This window comes from Brevibacterium sp., from assembly GCF_031179145.1.
Classification (GTDB): Bacteria; Actinomycetota; Actinomycetes; order Actinomycetales; family Brevibacteriaceae; genus Brevibacterium.
In genome coordinates this window covers 61584-80040 of record NZ_JAPSIB010000014.1, presented here as the reverse complement: position 1 = coordinate 80040, position 18457 = coordinate 61584, and the positions used below count along the sequence as shown (strand labels likewise).

Annotated in this window: 23 protein-coding genes and 1 tRNA gene; 16 read left to right on the top strand and 8 right to left on the bottom strand. The window is 67.0% G+C overall.

The annotated features are described in order from the left end of the window. Positions 1–106 precede the first annotated feature (106 nt). The 7 genes from RIT73_RS11415 (at position 107) to RIT73_RS11385 (ending at position 5274) form a co-directional block, all read left to right on the top strand. On the top strand, positions 107–844 hold the full coding sequence (locus tag RIT73_RS11415) for a DUF1707 domain-containing protein (RefSeq protein ID WP_309132201.1): 738 nt from the start codon (positions 107–109) through the stop codon (positions 842–844). Continuing rightward, complete coding sequence (locus RIT73_RS11410) at positions 844–1110, top strand: hypothetical protein (protein ID WP_309132200.1); 267 nt, start codon at positions 844–846, stop codon at positions 1108–1110. The genes RIT73_RS11415 and RIT73_RS11410 overlap by 1 nt, the downstream gene beginning before the upstream one ends. A gap of 226 nt (positions 1111–1336) precedes the next feature. Then, positions 1337–1951, top strand: coding sequence for a DUF4178 domain-containing protein (locus tag RIT73_RS11405; RefSeq protein WP_309132199.1), 615 nt, complete (start codon positions 1337–1339; stop codon positions 1949–1951). Between the two features lie 35 nt (positions 1952–1986). Continuing rightward, positions 1987–2556: a DUF2617 family protein gene (locus RIT73_RS11400; protein ID WP_309132198.1), complete on the top strand. Its 570-nt coding sequence runs from the start codon at positions 1987–1989 to the stop codon at positions 2554–2556. Continuing rightward, on the top strand, positions 2553–3128 hold the full coding sequence (locus RIT73_RS11395; RefSeq protein WP_309132197.1) for a hypothetical protein: 576 nt from the start codon (positions 2553–2555) through the stop codon (positions 3126–3128). The genes RIT73_RS11400 and RIT73_RS11395 overlap by 4 nt, the downstream gene beginning before the upstream one ends. A gap of 53 nt (positions 3129–3181) precedes the next feature. Beyond that, positions 3182–3607 carry a DUF350 domain-containing protein gene (locus RIT73_RS11390; RefSeq protein ID WP_309132196.1) on the top strand — a complete coding sequence of 142 codons (426 nt, stop codon included), beginning with the start codon at positions 3182–3184 and terminating at the stop codon, positions 3605–3607. Between the two features lie 35 nt (positions 3608–3642). Beyond that, complete coding sequence (locus RIT73_RS11385; protein WP_309132195.1) at positions 3643–5274, top strand: polyamine aminopropyltransferase; 1632 nt, start codon at positions 3643–3645, stop codon at positions 5272–5274. 4 nt (positions 5275–5278) lie between these two features. Here RIT73_RS11385 and RIT73_RS11380 read toward each other — a convergent pair whose 3' ends face one another. The 3 genes from RIT73_RS11380 to RIT73_RS11370 all read right to left on the bottom strand — a co-directional run bounded on the left by RIT73_RS11380 (position 5279) and on the right by RIT73_RS11370 (position 7421). Further along, positions 5279–5680, bottom strand: coding sequence for a DUF4190 domain-containing protein (locus RIT73_RS11380; RefSeq protein WP_309132194.1), 402 nt, complete (start codon positions 5678–5680; stop codon positions 5279–5281). Positions 5681–5811: 131 nt separating this feature from the next. After that, entirely contained in the window at positions 5812–6435 is a 624-nt protein-coding gene (locus tag RIT73_RS11375; RefSeq protein ID WP_309132193.1) for a TIGR03085 family metal-binding protein, read from the bottom strand. Then, positions 6432–7421 (bottom strand): Sir2 family NAD-dependent protein deacetylase, encoded by a 990-nt coding sequence (locus tag RIT73_RS11370; protein WP_309132192.1) that lies wholly within the window; start codon positions 7419–7421, stop codon positions 6432–6434. The genes RIT73_RS11375 and RIT73_RS11370 overlap by 4 nt, the downstream gene beginning before the upstream one ends. A gap of 53 nt (positions 7422–7474) precedes the next feature. Here RIT73_RS11370 and RIT73_RS11365 point away from each other — a divergent pair, with 53 nt between their 5' ends. The 3 genes from RIT73_RS11365 (at position 7475) to RIT73_RS11355 (ending at position 8881) form a co-directional block, all read left to right on the top strand. After that, on the top strand, positions 7475–7921 hold the full coding sequence (locus RIT73_RS11365) for an NAD(P)H-dependent oxidoreductase (RefSeq protein ID WP_309132191.1): 447 nt from the start codon (positions 7475–7477) through the stop codon (positions 7919–7921). A 173-nt stretch (positions 7922–8094) separates the two neighbouring features. Next, positions 8095–8514, top strand: coding sequence for a hypothetical protein (locus RIT73_RS11360; protein ID WP_309132190.1), 420 nt, complete (start codon positions 8095–8097; stop codon positions 8512–8514). A 13-nt stretch (positions 8515–8527) separates the two neighbouring features. Beyond that, positions 8528–8881 carry a transcriptional regulator gene (locus RIT73_RS11355; RefSeq protein WP_309132189.1) on the top strand — a complete coding sequence of 118 codons (354 nt, stop codon included), beginning with the start codon at positions 8528–8530 and terminating at the stop codon, positions 8879–8881. Between the two features lie 35 nt (positions 8882–8916). On the opposite strand, the gene RIT73_RS11350 is transcribed toward RIT73_RS11355, so the two are convergent. From RIT73_RS11350 to RIT73_RS11340, 3 genes are read right to left on the bottom strand one after another with little or no spacing between them, the layout of a single operon-like run. Continuing rightward, complete coding sequence (locus RIT73_RS11350) at positions 8917–9600, bottom strand: DNA alkylation repair protein (RefSeq protein ID WP_309132188.1); 684 nt, start codon at positions 9598–9600, stop codon at positions 8917–8919. Between the two features lie 36 nt (positions 9601–9636). After that, on the bottom strand, positions 9637–10779 hold the full coding sequence (locus RIT73_RS11345) for a DUF6596 domain-containing protein (RefSeq protein WP_309132233.1): 1143 nt from the start codon (positions 10777–10779) through the stop codon (positions 9637–9639). A gap of 49 nt (positions 10780–10828) precedes the next feature. Next, positions 10829–11236, bottom strand: a complete 408-nt coding sequence (locus tag RIT73_RS11340) for a YciI family protein (RefSeq protein ID WP_309132187.1) — start codon at positions 11234–11236, stop codon at positions 10829–10831. Between the two features lie 310 nt (positions 11237–11546). Between RIT73_RS11340 and RIT73_RS11335 the strand changes: the two genes are divergently transcribed. The 3 genes from RIT73_RS11335 to RIT73_RS11325 all read left to right on the top strand — a co-directional run bounded on the left by RIT73_RS11335 (position 11547) and on the right by RIT73_RS11325 (position 13471). After that, a complete protein-coding gene (locus RIT73_RS11335; protein WP_309132186.1) occupies positions 11547–12158 on the top strand; it encodes a hypothetical protein in 612 nt (203 codons plus the stop codon). Positions 12159–12321: 163 nt separating this feature from the next. Further along, positions 12322–12768: a hypothetical protein gene (locus RIT73_RS11330; protein ID WP_309132185.1), complete on the top strand. Its 447-nt coding sequence runs from the start codon at positions 12322–12324 to the stop codon at positions 12766–12768. 169 nt (positions 12769–12937) lie between these two features. Then, positions 12938–13471: a type 1 glutamine amidotransferase domain-containing protein gene (locus RIT73_RS11325; RefSeq protein ID WP_309132184.1), complete on the top strand. Its 534-nt coding sequence runs from the start codon at positions 12938–12940 to the stop codon at positions 13469–13471. A gap of 482 nt (positions 13472–13953) precedes the next feature. On the opposite strand, the gene RIT73_RS11320 is transcribed toward RIT73_RS11325, so the two are convergent. Beyond that, a tRNA-Ser gene (locus tag RIT73_RS11320) sits at positions 13954–14041 on the bottom strand. Positions 14042–14133: 92 nt separating this feature from the next. Next, positions 14134–15066, bottom strand: coding sequence for a helix-turn-helix transcriptional regulator (locus RIT73_RS11315; protein ID WP_309132183.1), 933 nt, complete (start codon positions 15064–15066; stop codon positions 14134–14136). A gap of 122 nt (positions 15067–15188) precedes the next feature. Here RIT73_RS11315 and RIT73_RS11310 point away from each other — a divergent pair, with 122 nt between their 5' ends. The 3 genes from RIT73_RS11310 (at position 15189) to RIT73_RS11300 (ending at position 18455) form a co-directional block, all read left to right on the top strand. Next, positions 15189–16640: an MFS transporter gene (locus tag RIT73_RS11310; protein ID WP_309132182.1), complete on the top strand. Its 1452-nt coding sequence runs from the start codon at positions 15189–15191 to the stop codon at positions 16638–16640. Between the two features lie 124 nt (positions 16641–16764). Next, entirely contained in the window at positions 16765–17190 is a 426-nt protein-coding gene (locus tag RIT73_RS11305; RefSeq protein WP_309132181.1) for a YciI family protein, read from the top strand. After that, positions 17157–18455, top strand: a complete 1299-nt coding sequence (locus RIT73_RS11300) for a sigma-70 family RNA polymerase sigma factor (RefSeq protein WP_309132180.1) — start codon at positions 17157–17159, stop codon at positions 18453–18455. Before RIT73_RS11305 ends, RIT73_RS11300 begins: the two co-directional genes overlap by 34 nt. Positions 18456–18457: the final 2 nt, after the last annotated feature.

Here is an 18457-nt window from a genome sequence, read left to right as displayed (position 1 = left end):
GGAACCGCTGCGTCCTCGCCGCTGCCTGGGATCCAGTTCGCCTCCGCATCCGGACTGAGGCACCTGCCATTGTGGCTGGTCCTTGTGATCAGGCACGATAGATGTCATGAGCGAACCCGTCCCCGATCCCGCTGCCAATGATCCTGCCAGGACCTTTCGGATCGGTCACGCAGAGCGTGACGAAACGATCGAGATCCTGCGACAGGCGGCGGGCGACGGACGAATAACCGTCGAGGAGTTGGACGAGAGGATGGAGAAGGTCCAGACCGCGAAGTATCCCATCGACCTCGACGAGGTCCTCGCCGACCTCACCACAGACCTGCCGTCACATCGCTTCCGCCGGGACGCTCGCGGCCCGGCCCAGGGATTCCCTCCGAGCCCCGGTCCCCGGCTCGGTCTCGGCGTCGGGCCGGGCGCGGCTCTCTCCCCTCGGCATCCTCACAATCCGCCCGTTCGCGAGGACGGTTGGGATCAGCACTACCCACTCGTCTTCCGCGCCACCTGGGAGAGTTTCAACCGCAGAGGGAAATGGCGGGTTCCACCCTTCATCCGATGCGAACCCTCGGCGTCGAACATCGAGCTCAACTTCCTCGAGGTCAGCACCGACCTGAGGGAGATCTTCGTCGAGATCGTCGCCGGAATGGGATCTGTCACCGTCGTCGTCCCCGCCGGTTGGGGAGTCAACGTCGAACATCTGTCGAAGTCCTGGGGTTCGGTGAAGTCGGTGGTCGACGCAATTCCGGAGGGACCGAACCCGACGATGTTCGTCACCGGGTCCATCGGGATGGGAACCTTCAAGGCGCGTTTCGCCAACTACTTCGACCGCCGTCGCCTGGAGAAGTGATGGAACCCGGGCTCGGCGCAGTCATCTTCCTGACGTTCTGCATCATCGGGATCTTCAGCCTCGGCTTCTTCCTCGTCTACCGGGTGATGACCAAACCGGGCTCGCACATCGGGGCCCGCCTGCCCCGCGAGGACGCCATCGACGCCCACGATCCCGACTCCGGTCCCGGCGCCGACGGTGGCCCCGGGACAGGGCCCGATTCCGACCGACCTGGCGACGACCCCACCCGCAATGACCCCACCGGCGACGACCCCGAACACCGCTGAGGCGAACAACACCGCTGAGGCGAAGAAGCCGGAACAGAGCCGGAAGGCTCCGGAATGCAACGACTCCTACGACCGCGTCAGGGTTCGAACCGCGCACCGCGAACACCCCAGGCGTCACAGAACGGTCGCAATGCCGACGCACAGCCGGTGTTCAGCAGAATTCCGACGAAATTGCAGATAGGGTGAGAACTGCATGTGACCGGCAGTCAAAGCGAAGAAGGCAGACGTGTTCGACAACATCCTCATCCTGATCGCAGTGTTCGCGATCGTTGTCCTCGTGACGGTGCTCATCATGCGCATGCGGGCCAAGAAGAAGCAGGAGGCCGCGCAGACCGAGGCGCCTCGTCGCCCGCAGGACCCTTTCGCCCCTGAGCAGAACACCGGCGGCGACCCGATGCAGATCAAGGCCGGAGACCTCCTGGAGTTCGGCAATGAGAAGTTCTTCGTCCGCGGCACCCTCCGCATCTCGGAAGGCGGCTACGACTGGGCCGAGCACTTCTACCAGGCCGATCAGTCCGCCGAACGCCAATGGCTGACCGTCGAGAAGGATCCCGACGTGCAGGTCTCGCGCTGGCGCGACCGCCCCGAGCTCGACATCGAACCGAACTCCAAGACCATCACCCTTGATGGCACCGAGTACAAGCTCGTCGAGCACGGCACCGCCTCCTACCGGTCCGAAGGCACCACCGGACTCAACGAGCACGGCGGCGTCGACTACGTCGACTACGAATCCGACGACCACAAGCTGCTGGCCTTCGAACGCTTCGACCACGGGCGCTGGGAAGTGAGCACCGGCGAGACCATCCCCGTCGGCTCCTTCACCATCTACTCCGGCAGCTGATGCGCGAGTTCCCGCTCTCTCCTCCACTACCCGAGGTGCCAGCCCTGAGCATCGGGTTCGCCGACACCTCGGCCGAGCAGCTGCGCTTCTCTCTCGGCCACCCCCGCATCGCTCCCCTGGCCTCGAAGAGGCTCGACATCGCCGAGGCGGTGGACGCCGTGCTCGAGCTCCACGTCATCGGCAGCTCCCACCAGGTGGCGCTGAGCGTCGACGGAACGGACGCGTTCATCGAGACGTTCGCCTGCCTCGGCGAGGGTGCGGGACCGCAGCGTCCGGCCTGGGGCAGGACACGGACCACGAGCGGCGGCTGGGCGGGGTTCACTCGGCATGAGTTCCGCTGCGATCTGCAGCAGGTGCCCGGAGATTTCGGGTCGGCCGTCGCCGAGGTGCTCGACCGTGCACGTGCCGCCGACCATCACGTCATGGTCGCCTTCCCCGGGAATCCTCATGCGGTCACTGCGCTGGCCGCGACGCAGGAGGAGCCGGGCCATGTGTCCTGGCAGACCTGGCACTGCTATCCGCAGCACCGGCAGATCGTCCACAGCGCAAGTCGACTGGGCGCTGCCCGGTCCGCAGACATCGAAACGGATGGCGAGCGATCATGAGCCACGGACCGAACGTCTCCATGGGTGGAGGCTCCTTCAACTTCGACGAAGAGAACGGCAGAGGTCGCCGCCCCGGTGGCTCCGGTCCGGAAGCCGGCGGCCCCGGCGACTTCGGTCCGGGTGGCCCGGGTGATCCGGGCAGGTCCGGTGGTCCGGCAGGTCCGGGCGGTCCCGGTGGCGGCGGTTGGGGCGGCTTCGGCTCGGGCTCTGGCGCGAACCGCGGCGGGAAGCCGCGCAAGAAGCTCGGGTGCGGCCCGATCGTCGGCATCGTCGTCGTGCTCCTCGTCCTGGCATTCCTCATCCAGAGCTGCGCCGGCAGCTCCTCGTCCGCGCGCAACTGCGGCGACTACAACCTCGTCGACGGGAAGTACGTCTCCGCCCCGGACCGAGGCGACTACGAACGCAAAGGCGATGGCTACGAGTACGTCGGCTGCAACACCTCACGCTCGGGGGGAGGCGGTTTCTTCTTCCTCCCGTTCTTCTTCGGCGGCGGTGGATCCGGAGGGTCCAGCGGCTCGAACTACGGCGACGGCTCCGGCTTCCGCGGCGGCGGCCCGGGCAGCGGGAAGTGACCGCCCCACCTCATGATCGCGCATCCATCACAACGGCACCTTGAAAGGCAGTCATGCTGATCTCACTTCTCATCGAATCGGGAATCGTCCTCTCCTACGCCCTCAGCGGCCTCGTCCTGATGCTCATCGGGTACTTCGTCGTCGACCTCCTCACCCCCGGCAAGCTCCACGTCATCCTGTGGGAGCAGCGGTCGAAGAACGCCGCCGTCCTCGTCGCCTCTGACCTCCTGGCGGTGGCGATCATCGTCATCGCCGCGATCCGCGCCAGCGCCGACGACCTGGCCCTCGGGATCATCTCCACCCTGGTCTTCGGACTCATCGGCATCATCCTGATGGGACTGAGCTTCCTGCTCATCAACGCCCTGACCCCGGGCAGCAGCGACAACCTCGTCAACTCCGAACGGCTCCACCCCGAGGTCTGGGTCAACGCGTCCGCCCACCTCGGCATCGCAGGCATCATGGCCGCCGCTCTCCTTTGAGCCACCATCCACCGCATCACCCGAGTCGTACGGATTTGAGCTCCAGCCCCTCCACCGCGGCCGGCGACGGCACCCCTGCCGACCTCCACGCCACCAAGCACCTGAGCCTGCCGATGTCCGCCGGCCCCGCCCGGTTCTTCGTGCTTCTGGCCGTGTTCATCTGCGCCAGCTGCGGAATGGTCTACGAGCTGGCGCTCGTCGCCCTGGGTTCCTACCTCCTCGGCGACACCATCGTCCAAGCCTCCATCGTCCTCGCGGTCATGGTCTTCGCGATGGGCGTGGGATCGCTGGCGACGAAGCGCCTGACCGAGTTCGCCGCCTTCGCCTTCGCCCTCATCGAGGCGGCATTGGGCATCATCGGCGGGCTGTCCGTCATCCTCCTCTACCTCGCCTTCGCGTTCGCCGACGTCTACACGGTGGCAATGGTCGCCCTGGCCTTCGTCATCGGCGCCCTCATCGGCGCGGAGATCCCCCTGCTCATGGAGCTCGTGCAGAGGATCCGCGCCCAGAAGGCCTCGAGCGCCGTCGCCGACCTCTTCGCCGCCGACTATGTCGGCGGACTGGTCGGCGGGCTCGCGTTCCCCTTCGTCCTGCTCCCCCTCTTCGGGCTGCCCGGCGGCGCCTTGGCCGTGGGCATCACCAACACCGTCGTCGGCATCCTCATCGTCCTCTGGCTCTTCCGCGCGGAGCTGCGCCGCCGCACTCAGGTGCTGCTCGCGGCCCTCCTCGTGCTCATCGTGGGTCTGCTCACCGCTGTCTGGGTCTACATCGACGACATCGAGATGACCACCAGGCAGCGCCTCTATCGCGACCCGATCGTGCTCAGTCAGCGCACCGACTACCAGGAGATCGTGCTCACCCGGCAGCCGAAGACGCACGACACGCGGCTCTACCTCAACGGTGACCTGCAGTTCGCCTCGGCGGATGAGTACCGGTACCACGAATCCCTCGTCCACCCGCTGATGAACGGGGACCGGGCGAACGTCCTCGTCCTCGGCGGCGGGGACGGACTGGCCGTGCGCGAGATCCTCAAGTACCCCGACGTCGAATCGGTGACGTTGGTCGACCTCGATCCGCGGGTGCTCGAGCTGGCGCGGACCTCGGAGCACTTCACCGAATTCAACGAGAACTCGCTCGCGGACCCGCGGGTCACGACGATCGCCGCCGATGCGTTCACATGGCTGCGCGAGACCGAACACGCGACCGCCTTCGACGCGATCATCGCCGACCTCCCCGACCCCGACGACGTCGCCACCTCGAAGCTGTACAGCATCGAGTTCTACGGCCTGATCAGTCAGGTCATGGCCCCGCAGGCCCGGCTCGTGGTCCAGGCCGGATCGCCGTACTTCGCCCCGCAGGCGTACTGGGGCATCGGAGAAGCCGTCGCCGAGGCGGGTCTGGCGACCACTCCCTATCACGTCGACGTCCCCAGCTTCGGCGACTGGGGATACTTCCTCGCCGCCGATCCGAACACGGTCGGCAGGCCGAGAGTCTCACTCCCGGCGGATGCGCCCGAGGACCTCCAATACGCCACCGCCGAGGTGCTCGCCGCCTCCACGACGTTCCCTCCCGATCGCGATCGGGAGTCCGTGGGCGACCCTCAGGCGTCGACCCTGCTCCATCCCCGCGTCCTCGAGCAGGAACGCGGAGCCTGGGTGGGGTACTGAGCGCTCAGGCTCCGAGCATTCCGGCCAGACCGGCGAAAGCGCCGAGCGAGAGCCCGAGCAGACCGCCGAGAGCGGCGAGCGAGATGAACACGATACCGAGGATGAAGCCCCACTTGCCCATCTCGTTGTCAGCGAAGCCGGCCTGCCGCGAGTTGTTCCGCGCCATGTGGCCAGTGATGATGCCGATGATCGGGCCGATGAAGTTGAAGCCGAGGAAGGTTGAGAGGGTCGCGACGAGGGAGATGATGCCGAGCACCTTGCCCGGGTCGTCCTGAGTCCGACCCGGCTGCTGGTAGGGCTGGTGGTACGACTGCGGGTGCGGGGACTGCTGCGGATGAGGATGATCCGAATACCGGCTCTGGCTTGAGCTCAGATTCGGGCTCTGATGCTGGTCGTAGTCGTTCATGTTCGTCCCTTTCGGCTGGTGCCCGCGAGTCCGCGCGAGCGGTTGTCTTCAGCCTAGGGACGCAGGAGCGGGCGGGGAATGGAACAAACCCTCCGCCCCGCTCGGGTTTTCCCCACGTTCAGGGAGCTCCCTCACCCCGTTCTGACGTCGACCAGAGCGTGGGACTCGCGACCCATCAGATAGAGGAGGATCTCCACCGGCTCGCCGGTGATGACCGTTGTCGGTGCGTCGGGCTCGGACGCTCTTCGACCCCGCCCTCCCCCGGCCCGACCTGCGCTCTGGCTGCCGAAGCCCGAGCTGACGATCTCCACGCGGGATTCGGACTTCGTCGCGTACGGAATCAGAGCGAGCCGACACTGCGCCCAGACCTCATCGTTCTCGGACCGGGACAGGCGCCGGGGGAACCATTCGAACTCGGCCCGGCGGATGTCTTCGTGATGGACGAGGAATTCGGTCGTGTTCACCAGCTTGTCCGCACCCGGCCAGGCAGCCGGGTTCCAGCGCGGCGGTGCGGCGACGAGGCCGAGCAGCTGGGCATACGGCATCGTCGCGTAGGCCTGCTCCTGGCTCTCACGCCGGTCGCCGAATCCGGGCAGGAAGATTCCCAGGGCGGCGACGGGGTGCCGTTCGCGGATGACCAGATGCGTGGCCAGATCGCGAGTGCTCCACCCTTCGCACAAAGTGGGAGCGTCCTCACCTGCTCGTCGGGCCGCGGACACCAGTCTCAATCGTTCGGTTCGTGCCAGTCTGCTCATACCCGAAGCATTTCATCGTCGCCTTGAATTCGCCTGAGTGCACCGATCGCGGCCGCGCGCTGAGTCCAGTCATCGAGGAAGTCGGCGACCCGGGAGATGGACCGGTAGTCGGCGAGCTCGTCGCCCCTCGTCGGCCCGTCGGTGACGATGACGACCGGTCTGCCCGCTCTCACCGCCGAGCGAACGAACCGCAGCCCCGAGAGCACCGCGAGGGAACTCCCAAGGACGACGAGTCCCCCGGCTGTCTCACAGATCCGGTTCGCCTCCTCGACTCGGGCCGCAGGCACCGAATCGCCGAAGTACACGACATCCGGTTTGAGGATGCCGCCGCACCGCGGGCAGTCGACGACCCTGAAGTGCGCCGTCTCCTCGAGTTCGACGTCCCCGTCGGGAGCGGTCTCGGGGTCGATCGTGTCGAGGCCCGCGGTCTCGACGAAATCGGGGTTCTCCTCCGTCAGTCGGTCCTGAACCCAGTTGCGGTCGTAGAGTCGTCCGCACCCGAGGCAGATGACCCGATCCAAGCTCCCGTGCAGGTCGACGACGGGAGCGGCACCGTCGACCACCTCGGCGGCGGCCTGATGGAGGCCGTCGACGTTCTGCGTGATGATCCCGATGACGGGCAGGCGCGCGAGCGCCAGGTGGCCGGGGTTGGGGCGGGAGCGGAGCATTCGCGGCCACCCGACCCACGACCGGGCCCAGTAGCGGGCGCGCTGGGCGGGGTGGGAGAGGAACGTCTGGATCGTCATCGGCTTGCGCGGCTCGGCATCCGGGCCGCGGTAGTCGGGGATCCCGGAGTCCGTGCTCATCCCCGCCCCGGTCAGCACCGCCCAATCGGTGACGGGGACGTTGCTGACCTTCGGTTTCGCCCCGGGACCGGCGGTGCTCCGCGCGGGGGCCAGGCCGGTGAGGACGTCGATGATCTCCGCGTCCGAGTGACTCGGTCCGGGCCGCGTCCGGCCTCTGAGCGGATCGACGATGACTGCCACGATCTCCCCTTTCTCGACTCTCCACACAACTGTAATCGCGTTATCGTGGAGGAATGGTCAGCGTTCTGCTCGTTCATCATTCGCCGACGACGGCGACGTCCCGGATCGCCGAGGCGGCTCTGCGCGGACTGCACATGCCCGAGCTCGCGGACGTCGACGTCATCGTCCGCTCCGCCCTCGAGGCGACAGCCGAGGACGTGCTCTCCGCCGACGCCTACGTCCTCGGCACCACGGTGAACTTCGGCTACATCTCGGGGGCGCTCAAGCACTTCTTCGACACGACGTACTACGAGGTGCGGGAGCCGACGGCAGGACGGCCGTTCTCGTACTGGATCCATGGAGGCTACGACACCACCGGCGCCGACCGCGCGATGGAGCAGATCACGACGGGACTGGGATGGAAGCTCGCGTTCCCACCCCTGGTGTTCACCGGAGAGGTCACCCCCGAGCACCTCGATGCCGCCACGGAACTTGCTGCGACGGTCGCGGCCAGCGCCTGAAGGGCGTGTGCAGCGCCCGAGTGCGCATGAAGTGCCGGGCGTGCCTGGAGTGCGCATGAAGTGCCGGCCTGCCTGGAGTGCGCATGAAGTGCCGGGAGAATCTGTGTGAAAGTACTTTCCGTTATGGAAAGTACTTGATAGTCTGATGTCACTTCCGCATCGAAGGAGCTGACATGACCTCGCCCTCCCCGCAGCAAGCCGACCGACTTCTCTCCCAGGTCGCATCGGCCCAGTCCCAGGCCAGGACCCACGACGCGTGGCCGCTCGTGACGATGCTCTTCATCCTCAGCACGGCTCTGTCCGTCGGACTCGTCGCCATCGGGGTCATCGACGACACGAACACCGGACTTCTCGTCCTGGGTGCGAGCCTGGCGTGGCTGCTCCCCGCTCTGGTCGTCTACCTGGTCAAGGCACTGAGCTGGAGCACCCGGTCGACCTTCCTGCTCTCGACTTGGCTGCCCGCCGTCTTCCTCGCCTTCATCGCCGGCGTCCTCGGCGACACGTACGCACCGGGGTCATGGATTCCCTTCGGAGCAGCCGTCCTCATCTGGATCGCGGCACCCGTCCTCGCGCTCGTCGGACTGCGCCGCTGACGAGAGCCATCCCATGGACACACGAAACGACACCCCCGGCTCCGACGAGCAGCCGTCCGAACCGATCCCCCACCTCGGCGAGTCCCTGGCGCGCCTCGAACCGGACCTCGGCAATCCCACCCGGCTCGGGATCGTGGCGAGTCTGAAGAATCGCGACCGGGCCGAGTTCAAGCTCCTGCGGGACTCACTCGGCGTCTCCGACTCCGTGCTCTCGCGGCATATCTCCGCGCTCGAGACCAGCGGCCTGATCTCCGTGCGGAAGGGGTACGTGGGCAAGCGTCCGCGGACCTGGGTCTCGATCACCGCCGACGGCCGGACCCGGCTCGAGCGACACGTGCAGGCCCTGCGCGACCTGGCCGGAGGCTGAGGCCTCGCCCTCCAGTCACGTCTCGGCGTGGCGGCTCACTTCTCGGCGTTGCGGCGCACGATCTCCGTGATCCAGGTCGGGGCGAAGGGAGACGTGCAGCCGGGCGGTGTCGGATAGTCCTTGAGCACCTGCAGCCGCTCCCCGATTGCCAGGGCTCGATCGCGCAGATCCGGGTTTTCGATGCCGATGTAGGCCAGTGTCTCGTTCATCGCCCATTGCAGGCGCTGCGGGGCCTCCTTCATCTCCGCCTCGATCACATCGAGCAGTCCGGGCAGGTCGAGGCCGGCCGGGCTCTTGTTCACCCGTTCGCTCGTCAGGGTCCAGCCGGCCGAGGCGACCACGGGGTCCTTGTCGTCGAGCCATCTCAGTCGCAGCTCCTCGGCGTGAGGCGACTTCTTGACGATGTAGTTGACCAGCCACGCCTGGGCCTTCGGTCCCCGGGCTGCCCGGAGCATGGCATCGAGCCTGTCGGCGTCGTGGCTGCGCGGGCGCATGACGAGGGTCGCGAGGAGCTGGGCAGCGGTGTCGCCCGTGCCCCACAGGTCGAGGGCGAGCTCGTCGTTCTTCTTCAGCTCCTTCGCCAGCGCCCGCAGCTTGGTGAGATTCACACCGTGGGCGTCGCCGTGCCTCTCGTTGATCGCACGAGCCTTGGGATCCTCGAGTGCGGCGAGCGCTGTCATCACCTCGGCGACGGGATCGTTCGCGGTGGTCGATGCCATGTGGGCCTCCTGAGCGCTGCGGGTAGTGAGACGATTCTACGATCGCGACGAGTTCAGGCGAGCGGCCTGCAGTGTGAGGTGGTCGCGTTCGGCGGTGTTCGTGGCCGCGGCGGCGGCCCGCGAATAGAGCGCAGCCGCGGCATCGACCTCTCCTGCACGTTCGCGCAGGTGGGCCTCGACAGCGAAGTACCGGGGCAGGTTCTCATCGAGGTGGGCGAGTTCGGCCAGTCCGGCCAGGGGACCGTCGGCCTCCCCCACCGCAACCGCGCGGTTGAGTCTGACCACCGGGCTGTCGGTGATGCGCGCGAGCTCGTCGTACCAGTCCACGATCTGCGTCCAGTCGGTCTCCTCGACGCAGAGCGCATCGGCATGCAGGGCGGCGATCGCGGCCTGGGCCTGGAACTCGCCCACGTCGTCGCGGGCCAGTGCCGTCTGCAGGATCTCGACGCCTTCGGCGATGGCCACAGTGTCCCACATCGATCGGTCCTGGTCGGCCAGTGGAACCAGACTCCCGTCGGCTGCGAACCGGGCGGGCCGACGCGCATGATGGAGCAGCATGAGTGCGAGAAGTCCGGCCACCTCGGCGTGGTTCGACATCACCCGCAGCTGACGGGTGAGTCGGATGGCTTCGGCGGCGAGGTCGACATCTCCGGAGTAGCCCTCGTTGAACACGAGGTAGAGGACTCGGAGGACGGAGGCGAGGTCGCCGTTGCGGTTGAGCCGCTTGCCTGCGAGGCTGCGTTTGGCCCGGGTGATGCGCTGCGCCATCGTCGCCTCGGGGACGAGGTAGGCCGCGGCAATCTGCCGGGTGGTCAGACCTCCCACGGCGCGCAGCGTGAGCGCGACCGCCGAGGACGGGCTCAGCGCCGGATGGGCGCAGAGGAAGTAGAGCTCGAGGGAGTCCTCGGCGGCGGGAACAGCACCGCTCTCGGCCAGGCTCTCGCTGCGCTCCTCACGCCTGGCCCGCGCGGCTTCGGACCGGACCAGGTCGAGGAACTTGCGCCAGGCGACGGTGACGAGCCATCCCTTGGGGTCCCGGGGCGGATCGTTCGCCCAGGCGGTGATCGACTCGACCAAGGCCTCCTGGACAGCGTCCTCCGCCGCCGCGAAGTCGGCTCCGCGGCGGCAGAGGACGCTGATGACTGCGGGGACGAGTTCGCGCAGCGCCTCGTCGGTGATCACCTACTGTCCGTCCATTCGCAACTCTCCGGCGGCCCGTGACTCTCGCTCAGTCCGTGACGGTCGGAGGGGCCTCGAGGAAGGGACGCAGCTCGAGCCATTCGTGGATCGGCTTCCCGCCCTTGCCGGGGGCGGCGGACAGTTCTCCGGCGAGTTCGACCGCCCGCTCATAGGAATCGACGTCAATGGCCATCCAGCCGGCGATGAGGTCCTTCGTCTCGGGGAACGGCCCATCCGTGACGGGCGGCTTGCCCTCTCCCCCATAGGCGACGAAGGTGCCCTCCGGGGAGAGCGCCTGAGCGTCGACGAATTCGCCGGTCTCCTGGAGCTTGGCGGCGAAGTCGCTCATGTACTGCATGTGGGCGCTGATCTCCTCGGGGGTCCACTGGTCCATCGGGACGAAGCCCTCGGGGACGGGGGCACCGCGGTAGTGCTTGAGCATCAGGTACTTGGCCATGATCTTCTCCTCTGACGTGGCCGGATTCGGCCTTGGTTGTCGCTGGCACCCCTGGGACGGATCCGATGCGACGGTTTCGACATCCTCGGCGAAACTTTCTCCCAGAGTATTCCGCGCCTCTCCGCCTGAGGATGGGGGCGAGCGCTTCCACGGTGAACACACAAGAAATCTCGGCGAGCACGTGGCCAGGCGAAGCGATGTGGCCGAACGGACACATCCGTCACGGAATGCGCACACGTTCGGCGGGTGGGCCTCGGGTTCTGCTGGCAATCTTGGTCTGTAGGCACAAACCCCGAGCAGGAGATTCCGAATGCGCATCAGCACCATCGTCAGAAGCACCTCGGCAGTCGTTGGAATCGCGGCGGCATTCGCGCTCGCCGGATGCGGGTCACTGCCCGGGCAGTCCAGCGGTGAGGATGCCTCGGACGCTCGCGTCGAAGAGACCACAGCTTCCGAAACCCCCGCCACGGAGGCGGCGACCTCCCCCACGGAGTCCGCGGGGGCGGAGGAGGCCGCGGAGCCGACGGAAACTGGCGAACCGGAGGGAGCGAGCACCGCGGCGGGCGAATCCGGCAGCGACACCGACGACCTGTGGGCGGACAAGGCGAGGACCCGTTCGTGGGCGAGTGACGATTCGATCGAGGTCGACAAGAACGGCAACGGCACGATCCCCGCTGAATCGCTCGAGGCCGATCTCGTCGACCTGTTCACGAACAAGTTCGGCCTCGAGATCAAGGAGACGAAGTGCGATGACGACATGAAGGTCGAGAACTGGCAGGGCTTCATCGTCTCGTGCGACGTCATCGCCAAGGACACGACGTACTTCGGCACCGTGGAACTCGTCGACCACAAGGACACCATGATCCAGTACGAAGTCCTGTTCCCCGGAATCGACGAGAAGGACCTCGACCTCAAGGGGTGAGGCCGGCTTGGTGGGGTGGCCGACCTCGCCTGCGCGATCGCAGTCCGAGGCAGGTTCTCCGCGGCAATCGAGCAGGAATCGAGAAGTCTTCGCGGCCCGACCCTCGTAGTCTGGATCCTGACAACAGCGGCAACGACCCACCGGACTTGCGAGGAGCAGGACAATGACCGACACAACCAGCACGAAGAGCGGATTCACCGACGAGGAACGCGCCGCGATGAAGCAGCGGGCAGAGGAGCTGCGGTCGACGAAAGGCCTGAAAGGGGCTGCGAAGCTGGCCCGCGAGATGGAAGCCTGCGTGAAGGCGATCGACGCCTTGACCGGCACCGACAAGGCTGTCGCGACAGTGCTGCACAAAATCGTCGCCGAAGAGGCCCCCGACCTCAATCCGAAGACCTTCTACGGCTTCCCCGCCTACGCACGTGACGGCAAGGTCGTCGTCTTCTACCAGCCTGCGGCGAAGTTCAAGACCCGGTATGGCACCGTGAACTTCGATGACACGGCGAGCCTCGACGACGGCGAGATGTGGCCGGTGTCGTTCGCGGTGACCGAAGTGACCGACGCCGTCACCGAGCGGATCCGCGAGCTCGTGCGGAAAGCCGTGGGCTGAACGACGGCCGGTTGGGCATCGGTGGGTTGGGCATCGGTGGGTTGGGCATCGGCTTTCCGCCGCCGAGGTGGTGATTGGTGATGCAACGGGTGCGAAGGTCACCCGGAATAATCGCCGGCCCCCTTGTGCTGTGCGGAGGGCAAGCCCCATCCGCACAGAAGGAGGAAACATGGCAGTCACGGACAAGAAGGTCGCACTTCTGCTCACTCGCGGCGTCGAGCAGGTCGAACTGACCAAGCCCCGCGAAGCACTGGAGAAGGCCGGAGCCTCCACCACTCTGATCTCACCCTCCGAGGGCACGCTGCAGGCGATGAACGGCGACTGGGAGCATGCCGACACCTTCGACGTCGATCTTCCCGTCAGCGAAGCCAAGGCCGACGACTTCGACGCTCTCGTCCTGCCGGGCGGAACGCTCAACGCGGACTCCCTGCGCACCGATGAGAACGCCGTCGCACTGGTCAAAGCCTTCTTCGACGCGAACAAGCCGGTCGCCGCAATCTGCCACGGCCCCTGGATCCTCGCCGAGGCGGACGTGCTCAAGGGACGGAAGATGACCTCCTATCAGTCCCTGCAGACTGATCTCCGCAACGCCGGCGCCGACTGGGTCGACTCGGAGGTCGTCGTCGATGGCAATCTCATCACCTCGCGCAACCCCGGCGACCTCGATGCCTTCAGCAAGACCCTGATCGACGCACTCAGCTGAGTTCAATGCTCTGCCCGGGTCAGCCGCGAGCTGTTCCCTGTGCTGAGCAGAGCGCCATCCGGTGCCGGAACGTCGCCCCTCGCGGCCGCAATCAGCAGTCGGGAGGGGCTTTTCCTATGCGGTCCCAAGGGACTCGATCCGTGCAGCATGCGGCTGAGCTCTTGAAAAGTAGTTGAAAGCGCGCACGACACCGACTAGTGCTCGAAACGGCGGGCGATTTCGATCCCAATCCGGTGTTGTGCGCGCTTTCAACTACGCGGCGGAGCGGGTTCGCCCTGCAGTGGCCGCGTTCCGAGCATCGCCTCCGCAGAAGCGGGCAGTCCCACGGCACGATATGTGCCGCCGGCGCGGCACGCGCCGCTGAGCGTGACGCCGGTCGACAGGGAGGAGTGCCGCCGGCGTGAAGATCCGGAGGCGGGAAACCCCGCCTCAAAAGCCGCAGCATGCGAAAGAGCCCCCGGTTTCCCGAGGGCTCTTTCGCGTGGCGGAGGATAGGGGATTCGAACCCCTGAGGGCGTTAACCCAACCCGCGTTCCAGGCGAGCGCCATAGGCCACTAGGCGAATCCTCCGCAGATCAGCCTACCTGGACTGCGACCGCAATGCGAAATCGACGAACCGAAGTGTGAACCATCCCACTCCTGCTCGTCTCGGCAGCACGGATTCACTCCCCCACGGCACGCAGCCTCCTCACGGTGGAGCGTTCCGCGTCGTCGGTTTCGTCAACGGCCAGGCAGGCGAGCACCTCGGCGCGCCTCCTCTCGATGCTGCCGTCGGCGATCCACCCGGCCAACGTCTCCAGACGCGACCGAGTGATCGAATCGACCGGCTGATAGACGGAGAATGTCAGTCGTTGATTCTCCTGGGCGATCATCGTCGTCATCCGCAGCTTCAGGGTCCCCACGTAGGGATTCTCGATCGACTTCACCTGTCCGGGCGCCCGCCCGACATCTCCCGATTCCCACAGCTTCCGGAACTCCGGGTACCGGTTGAGACGGTCGAGAAGCAGGTTCCACTCCGGATCCTCGAGCGACTCGGCGTAGGCAGCCCGCAGCTTCGCCACCAGCATCCGCTTGTGATCGTCGATCGCGGAGAACGCTCGTGTCCATTCCGCGTTCTCGAAGGCCTGGATCGCACAGTTCCGGTCGCCGGGCACCAGCTCGTCCAGATCGGTCAGCAGGTACCTCTCCACGGGGTTGTAGGCGAGGACCGTGTACCGCGGGTCGGTGATCATCGCCGGCAGCGGCATCACCTCGTCGAGGAGGAGCCGCAGCTGCTCGTCGACTGCCGAGATCCCCGGGCGGGTCACTCGGTCGGGGTAGCCACCCAGCAGGAACAGATGAGCCCGTTCCTCTCGGTCGAGCAGCAGCGCCTCGGCGATGGCTTCGAGCACACTCTCCGACGGCTGCACGTCCCGCCCCTGTTCGAGCCAGGTGTACCAGCTCGTGCCGATGTTCGCGAGAACGGCCACTTCCTCCCGGCGCAGTCCGGGAACGCGCCGCCGCGTCCCGGCGGGCAGACCGACATCGCAGGGTCTGACCCTGTTGCGTCGCGAACGCAGGAATCGGCCGAGTTCCGAGGTTCTCACGTGTGCCATGACATCATTCTCGGCACATATCGTGGAGATCTTCCAGCGCCGTGCTGCTCTCATCCGAGTGGTGCCACCAACACCATGCACACGCCCTCCCGTCCCCTCCTGTACTCGCTCAGACTGGGTGCATGCGAATTTCCCCCGAACAGTCGATCCCCGCATCCGCACCCGCAGCCACCTCTGGAGTCAGCGCCGAGGCTGATCCGACTTCCCCGCCCACACTGTGGCCCCTGCACGTCGGAGCGTTCCTCGCCACCTACATGTTCTCCGTCTCCAACGTCGCCATTCCGGCGGTGAATGCGGCCCTGCGCATTGACGATTCGACATCAGCACTGGTGGTGGGGCTGTTCTCCGCGGCTTTCGGGGCCGGTCTGATCCTCTGCGGACGGATCGGCGACCGTTTCGGCCGCCGCCGGCTGTTCGTCGTCGGAACCGCGGCCCTGGTCGTCATCTCGACCTGTGTCGGTCTGGCCCCCGGACCGCTGGCCCTCCTCCTCGCCCGCACATTGCAGGGTCTCGCTGCCGCTGTGATGATGCCGCAGATCCTCGCAAGCTTCCAGCACGCCCTCTCGGGGCATGCCCGGCTGCGGGCCATCAGCCTCTTCGGCGCCTTCTCCGGGGTCGGGACCGTCGGCGGGCAGATCGTCGGTGGAGCCCTGATCTCCGCCTTCGGCGAAACCTGGGGGTGGCGGGCGGCTTTCCTCAGCTGCGGCGCGGTCGCCCTGGCCGCATTCCTCGGCTCGCTCAGGCTCACGGAATCGCGCAGCACTCATGCCAGCCCTCTCGACGTTCCGGGCGCTGTGCTCCTCGGAGTGGGCATGGTCGGCCTTGTCATCGGTCTGGCACTGGGACCGGTTTCCGGGTGGCTGCCGCTGCCGCTCGCACTGCTGATCGTGGCCGTCCTCGCCCTGATCGCGTTCGCGGTCTGGCAGAAGGTCGCCGAGGCGAGGGGACGTCATCCTCTCATCCCGCCGCAGGTCGTGCGGGTCCCCGCAGCATGGATCGGCATGCTCATGTCCTTCATGTTCTTCGGCGGGTTCGGGGCGTTCCTCTACAACTTCGCCCTCACCACGCAGGTCGGCCATGGGGATCCGGCGATCGTCTCCGGGCTGACCCTCGGTGCCTTCGCCGCATCCTTCCTTGTCGCGTCTCTCCTCGTTCCGCGCCTGAGCAGACGGTTCACGGGCCCGGGCACGATGCTGCTGGGCACCGGGCTGCAGATCCTCGGGCTGATCGGAACCGCCTCGGTGGCTCAGTTCGCCGATGCCGGCTGGAACGTCTGGTTCCAGCTTCCCGGAGTCATCCTCGGAGCGGGGCAGGCCCTGCAGTTCGGCCCATTGGTGGGAACCGTCGTCGGTGCGGTCCCGAACAGAGTCGCCGGGTTGAGCGGCGGTCTGATCTCCACGATGCAGCAGGCCGGCATCGCGGTCGGCGTGGCGCTCCTGGGCGCCCTGTTCCACATCTTCACCGTCCGCTTCGGCTTCGACACCGCGTTCTCCCTGGCCTGCCTGATCCAGATTCTGCTCGCCCTCGGCTTCGGTGCGGGGGCGGCTCGGCTCCTGCGGCTGACCCGACTCTGAGAGTTTCGAGAACTCTGTCGAACTTCTTCTGCCGACCTGTCGATCCGTCATAGTGTTGTTCGATGTAGTGCATGAGAGGGTCTCGACCGAGCCCTTCGCACACCGATATGACACGGGAGTCATCATGAAGTTCATGCTCATCATGCGCGCAGTCGACCAGGCCGCCGTGGACGCATTCGAGAAGACCGACTTCGAAGAGATCATCGCCGCCATGGGCAAGTACAACGAATCGATGATCAACGCCGGGGTCCTCGCCGACGGCGCCGGGCTCTCCGACGCCTCCGAGGGAGCCGTCGTCGACTTCAGCGAAGACGATCCGGTCGTCACCGACGGTCCGTACGGAGAGCTGCGTGAGCTGTTCAACGGGTTCTGGATCGTCGACGTGTCCTCGCAGGAGGAGGCGATCGAATGGGCGAAGCGCGCACCGCTCGGCGCGGGTTCACAGATCGAGGTCCGCAGGGTCACCGGCCCCGAGGACTTCCCCCAGGACAACGAATGGATCCAGAAGGAGCAGGAATGGGTCGCCGAGGGGAAGCTCGCCGGCAATTGACCCGATCCGCCGAGGCGGTCAGCCGCACGGTGGAGGCGACCTGGCGGATCGAGGCGGCGAAGATCATCGCCGCCCTGAGCCGCTATGTCGGCGACTTCGGCCTGGCCGAGGACCTGGCGCAGGAGGCCGTCGCCGAGGCGCTTCGCCAGTGGCCGGAGTCCGGAGTGCCGTCCAATCCGGCAGCCTGGGTGACCACCGTCGCCAAGCGCCGGGCGATCGACAACTGGCGGCGCCGGGACCGCCTCGACGACCGGGTGGCGATGATCGCGAGCGAGATGGAGATCGCTCAGAACGCCGCCGTGGACGAGCCGCCCTGGGATCCGGACACCATCGACGACGATGTCCTGCGCCTCATCTTCATCTCCTGCCACCCGGTGCTGGGGCGCGAGGCCCAGCTCGCCCTCACGCTGCGAGTCGTCGGCGGACTCACCAGCGAGCAGGTCGCTCGGGCGTTCCTCGTCCCCGTCTCCACCATCCAGCAGCGCATCGTGCGGGCGAAGAAGAAGCTGGCCGCTGCGCAGGTTCCCTTCGAACTTCCTCCGGCCGAGGATCGCGCCGAGCGCCTGAGCTCAGTCCTCGGCGTCCTCTACCTGATGTTCTCCGAGGGGCACGTGGCGGCATCGGGCCCCGATTGGATGCGCCCGGAGCTCGCCATGGACGCGCTGCGGCTGACGCGCGTCACCGCTGGGCTGCTGCCCGGAGAACCCGAGGTCCACGGGCTCGTCGCCCTGATGGCGTCGACCGCCGCCCGCTTCCCCGCCCGGGTCCGGCCGGACGGTCGCCCCATCCTCCTTGCCGATCAGAACAGGGCGCGGTGGGACCGGTCGCTCATCCACCTCGGCGAGCGCTCCCTGCGCACCGCACTGGCGCTGCGGGAGGCTCGCGGCGCGTATACCGTGCAGGCGCAGATCGCGGCGGTCCACGCCGAGGCGACCGACGTCGCCTCCACCGACTGGACCCGGATCGCGGTACTCTACTCCGATCTCAATCGCGCCGCGCCCTCGCCCGTGACGGAGCTCAACCGCGCAATCGCGATCGCCGAGGCGGACGGCCCCCTGGCGGGACTGCGCGTCGTGGACGAGCTCGCCGCCTCCGGCGCACTGGCGACGTTCCACCTCATTCCCAGCGTGCGCGGAGAGCTGCTGTCTCGCCTCGGCCGTGCCGAGGAGGCTCGTGCCGAGTTCGAGCGGGCTGCGGACCTGGCGACGAACGAGCGCGAACGCGAGGTCCTCCGGGCGAAGGCCCGGCGACCGGCCGGACCCTGACC

Excerpts from the sequence above, each read along its gene's own strand:
- RIT73_RS11415 (WP_309132201.1), top strand. The coding sequence starts at position 107 with ATGAGCGAACCCGTCCCCGATCCCGCTGCCAATGATCCTGCCAGGACC.
- RIT73_RS11410 (WP_309132200.1), top strand. The coding sequence starts at position 844 with ATGGAACCCGGGCTCGGCGCAGTCATCTTCCTGACGTTCTGCATCATC.
- RIT73_RS11395 (WP_309132197.1), top strand. The coding sequence starts at position 2,553 with ATGAGCCACGGACCGAACGTCTCCATGGGTGGAGGCTCCTTCAACTTC.
- RIT73_RS11390 (WP_309132196.1), top strand. The coding sequence starts at position 3,182 with ATGCTGATCTCACTTCTCATCGAATCGGGAATCGTCCTCTCCTACGCC.
- RIT73_RS11380 (WP_309132194.1), bottom strand. The coding sequence starts at position 5,680 with ATGAACGACTACGACCAGCATCAGAGCCCGAATCTGAGCTCAAGCCAG.
- RIT73_RS11375 (WP_309132193.1), bottom strand. The coding sequence starts at position 6,435 with ATGAGCAGACTGGCACGAACCGAACGATTGAGACTGGTGTCCGCGGCC.
- RIT73_RS11365 (WP_309132191.1), top strand. The coding sequence starts at position 7,475 with ATGGTCAGCGTTCTGCTCGTTCATCATTCGCCGACGACGGCGACGTCC.
- RIT73_RS11360 (WP_309132190.1), top strand. The coding sequence starts at position 8,095 with ATGACCTCGCCCTCCCCGCAGCAAGCCGACCGACTTCTCTCCCAGGTC.
- RIT73_RS11355 (WP_309132189.1), top strand. The coding sequence starts at position 8,528 with ATGGACACACGAAACGACACCCCCGGCTCCGACGAGCAGCCGTCCGAA.
- RIT73_RS11350 (WP_309132188.1), bottom strand. The coding sequence starts at position 9,600 with ATGGCATCGACCACCGCGAACGATCCCGTCGCCGAGGTGATGACAGCG.
- RIT73_RS11340 (WP_309132187.1), bottom strand. The coding sequence starts at position 11,236 with ATGGCCAAGTACCTGATGCTCAAGCACTACCGCGGTGCCCCCGTCCCC.
- RIT73_RS11335 (WP_309132186.1), top strand. The coding sequence starts at position 11,547 with ATGCGCATCAGCACCATCGTCAGAAGCACCTCGGCAGTCGTTGGAATC.
- RIT73_RS11330 (WP_309132185.1), top strand. The coding sequence starts at position 12,322 with ATGACCGACACAACCAGCACGAAGAGCGGATTCACCGACGAGGAACGC.
- RIT73_RS11325 (WP_309132184.1), top strand. The coding sequence starts at position 12,938 with ATGGCAGTCACGGACAAGAAGGTCGCACTTCTGCTCACTCGCGGCGTC.
- RIT73_RS11315 (WP_309132183.1), bottom strand. The coding sequence starts at position 15,066 with ATGGCACACGTGAGAACCTCGGAACTCGGCCGATTCCTGCGTTCGCGA.
- RIT73_RS11310 (WP_309132182.1), top strand. The coding sequence starts at position 15,189 with ATGCGAATTTCCCCCGAACAGTCGATCCCCGCATCCGCACCCGCAGCC.
- RIT73_RS11305 (WP_309132181.1), top strand. The coding sequence starts at position 16,765 with ATGAAGTTCATGCTCATCATGCGCGCAGTCGACCAGGCCGCCGTGGAC.
- RIT73_RS11300 (WP_309132180.1), top strand. The coding sequence starts at position 17,157 with ATGGGTCGCCGAGGGGAAGCTCGCCGGCAATTGACCCGATCCGCCGAG.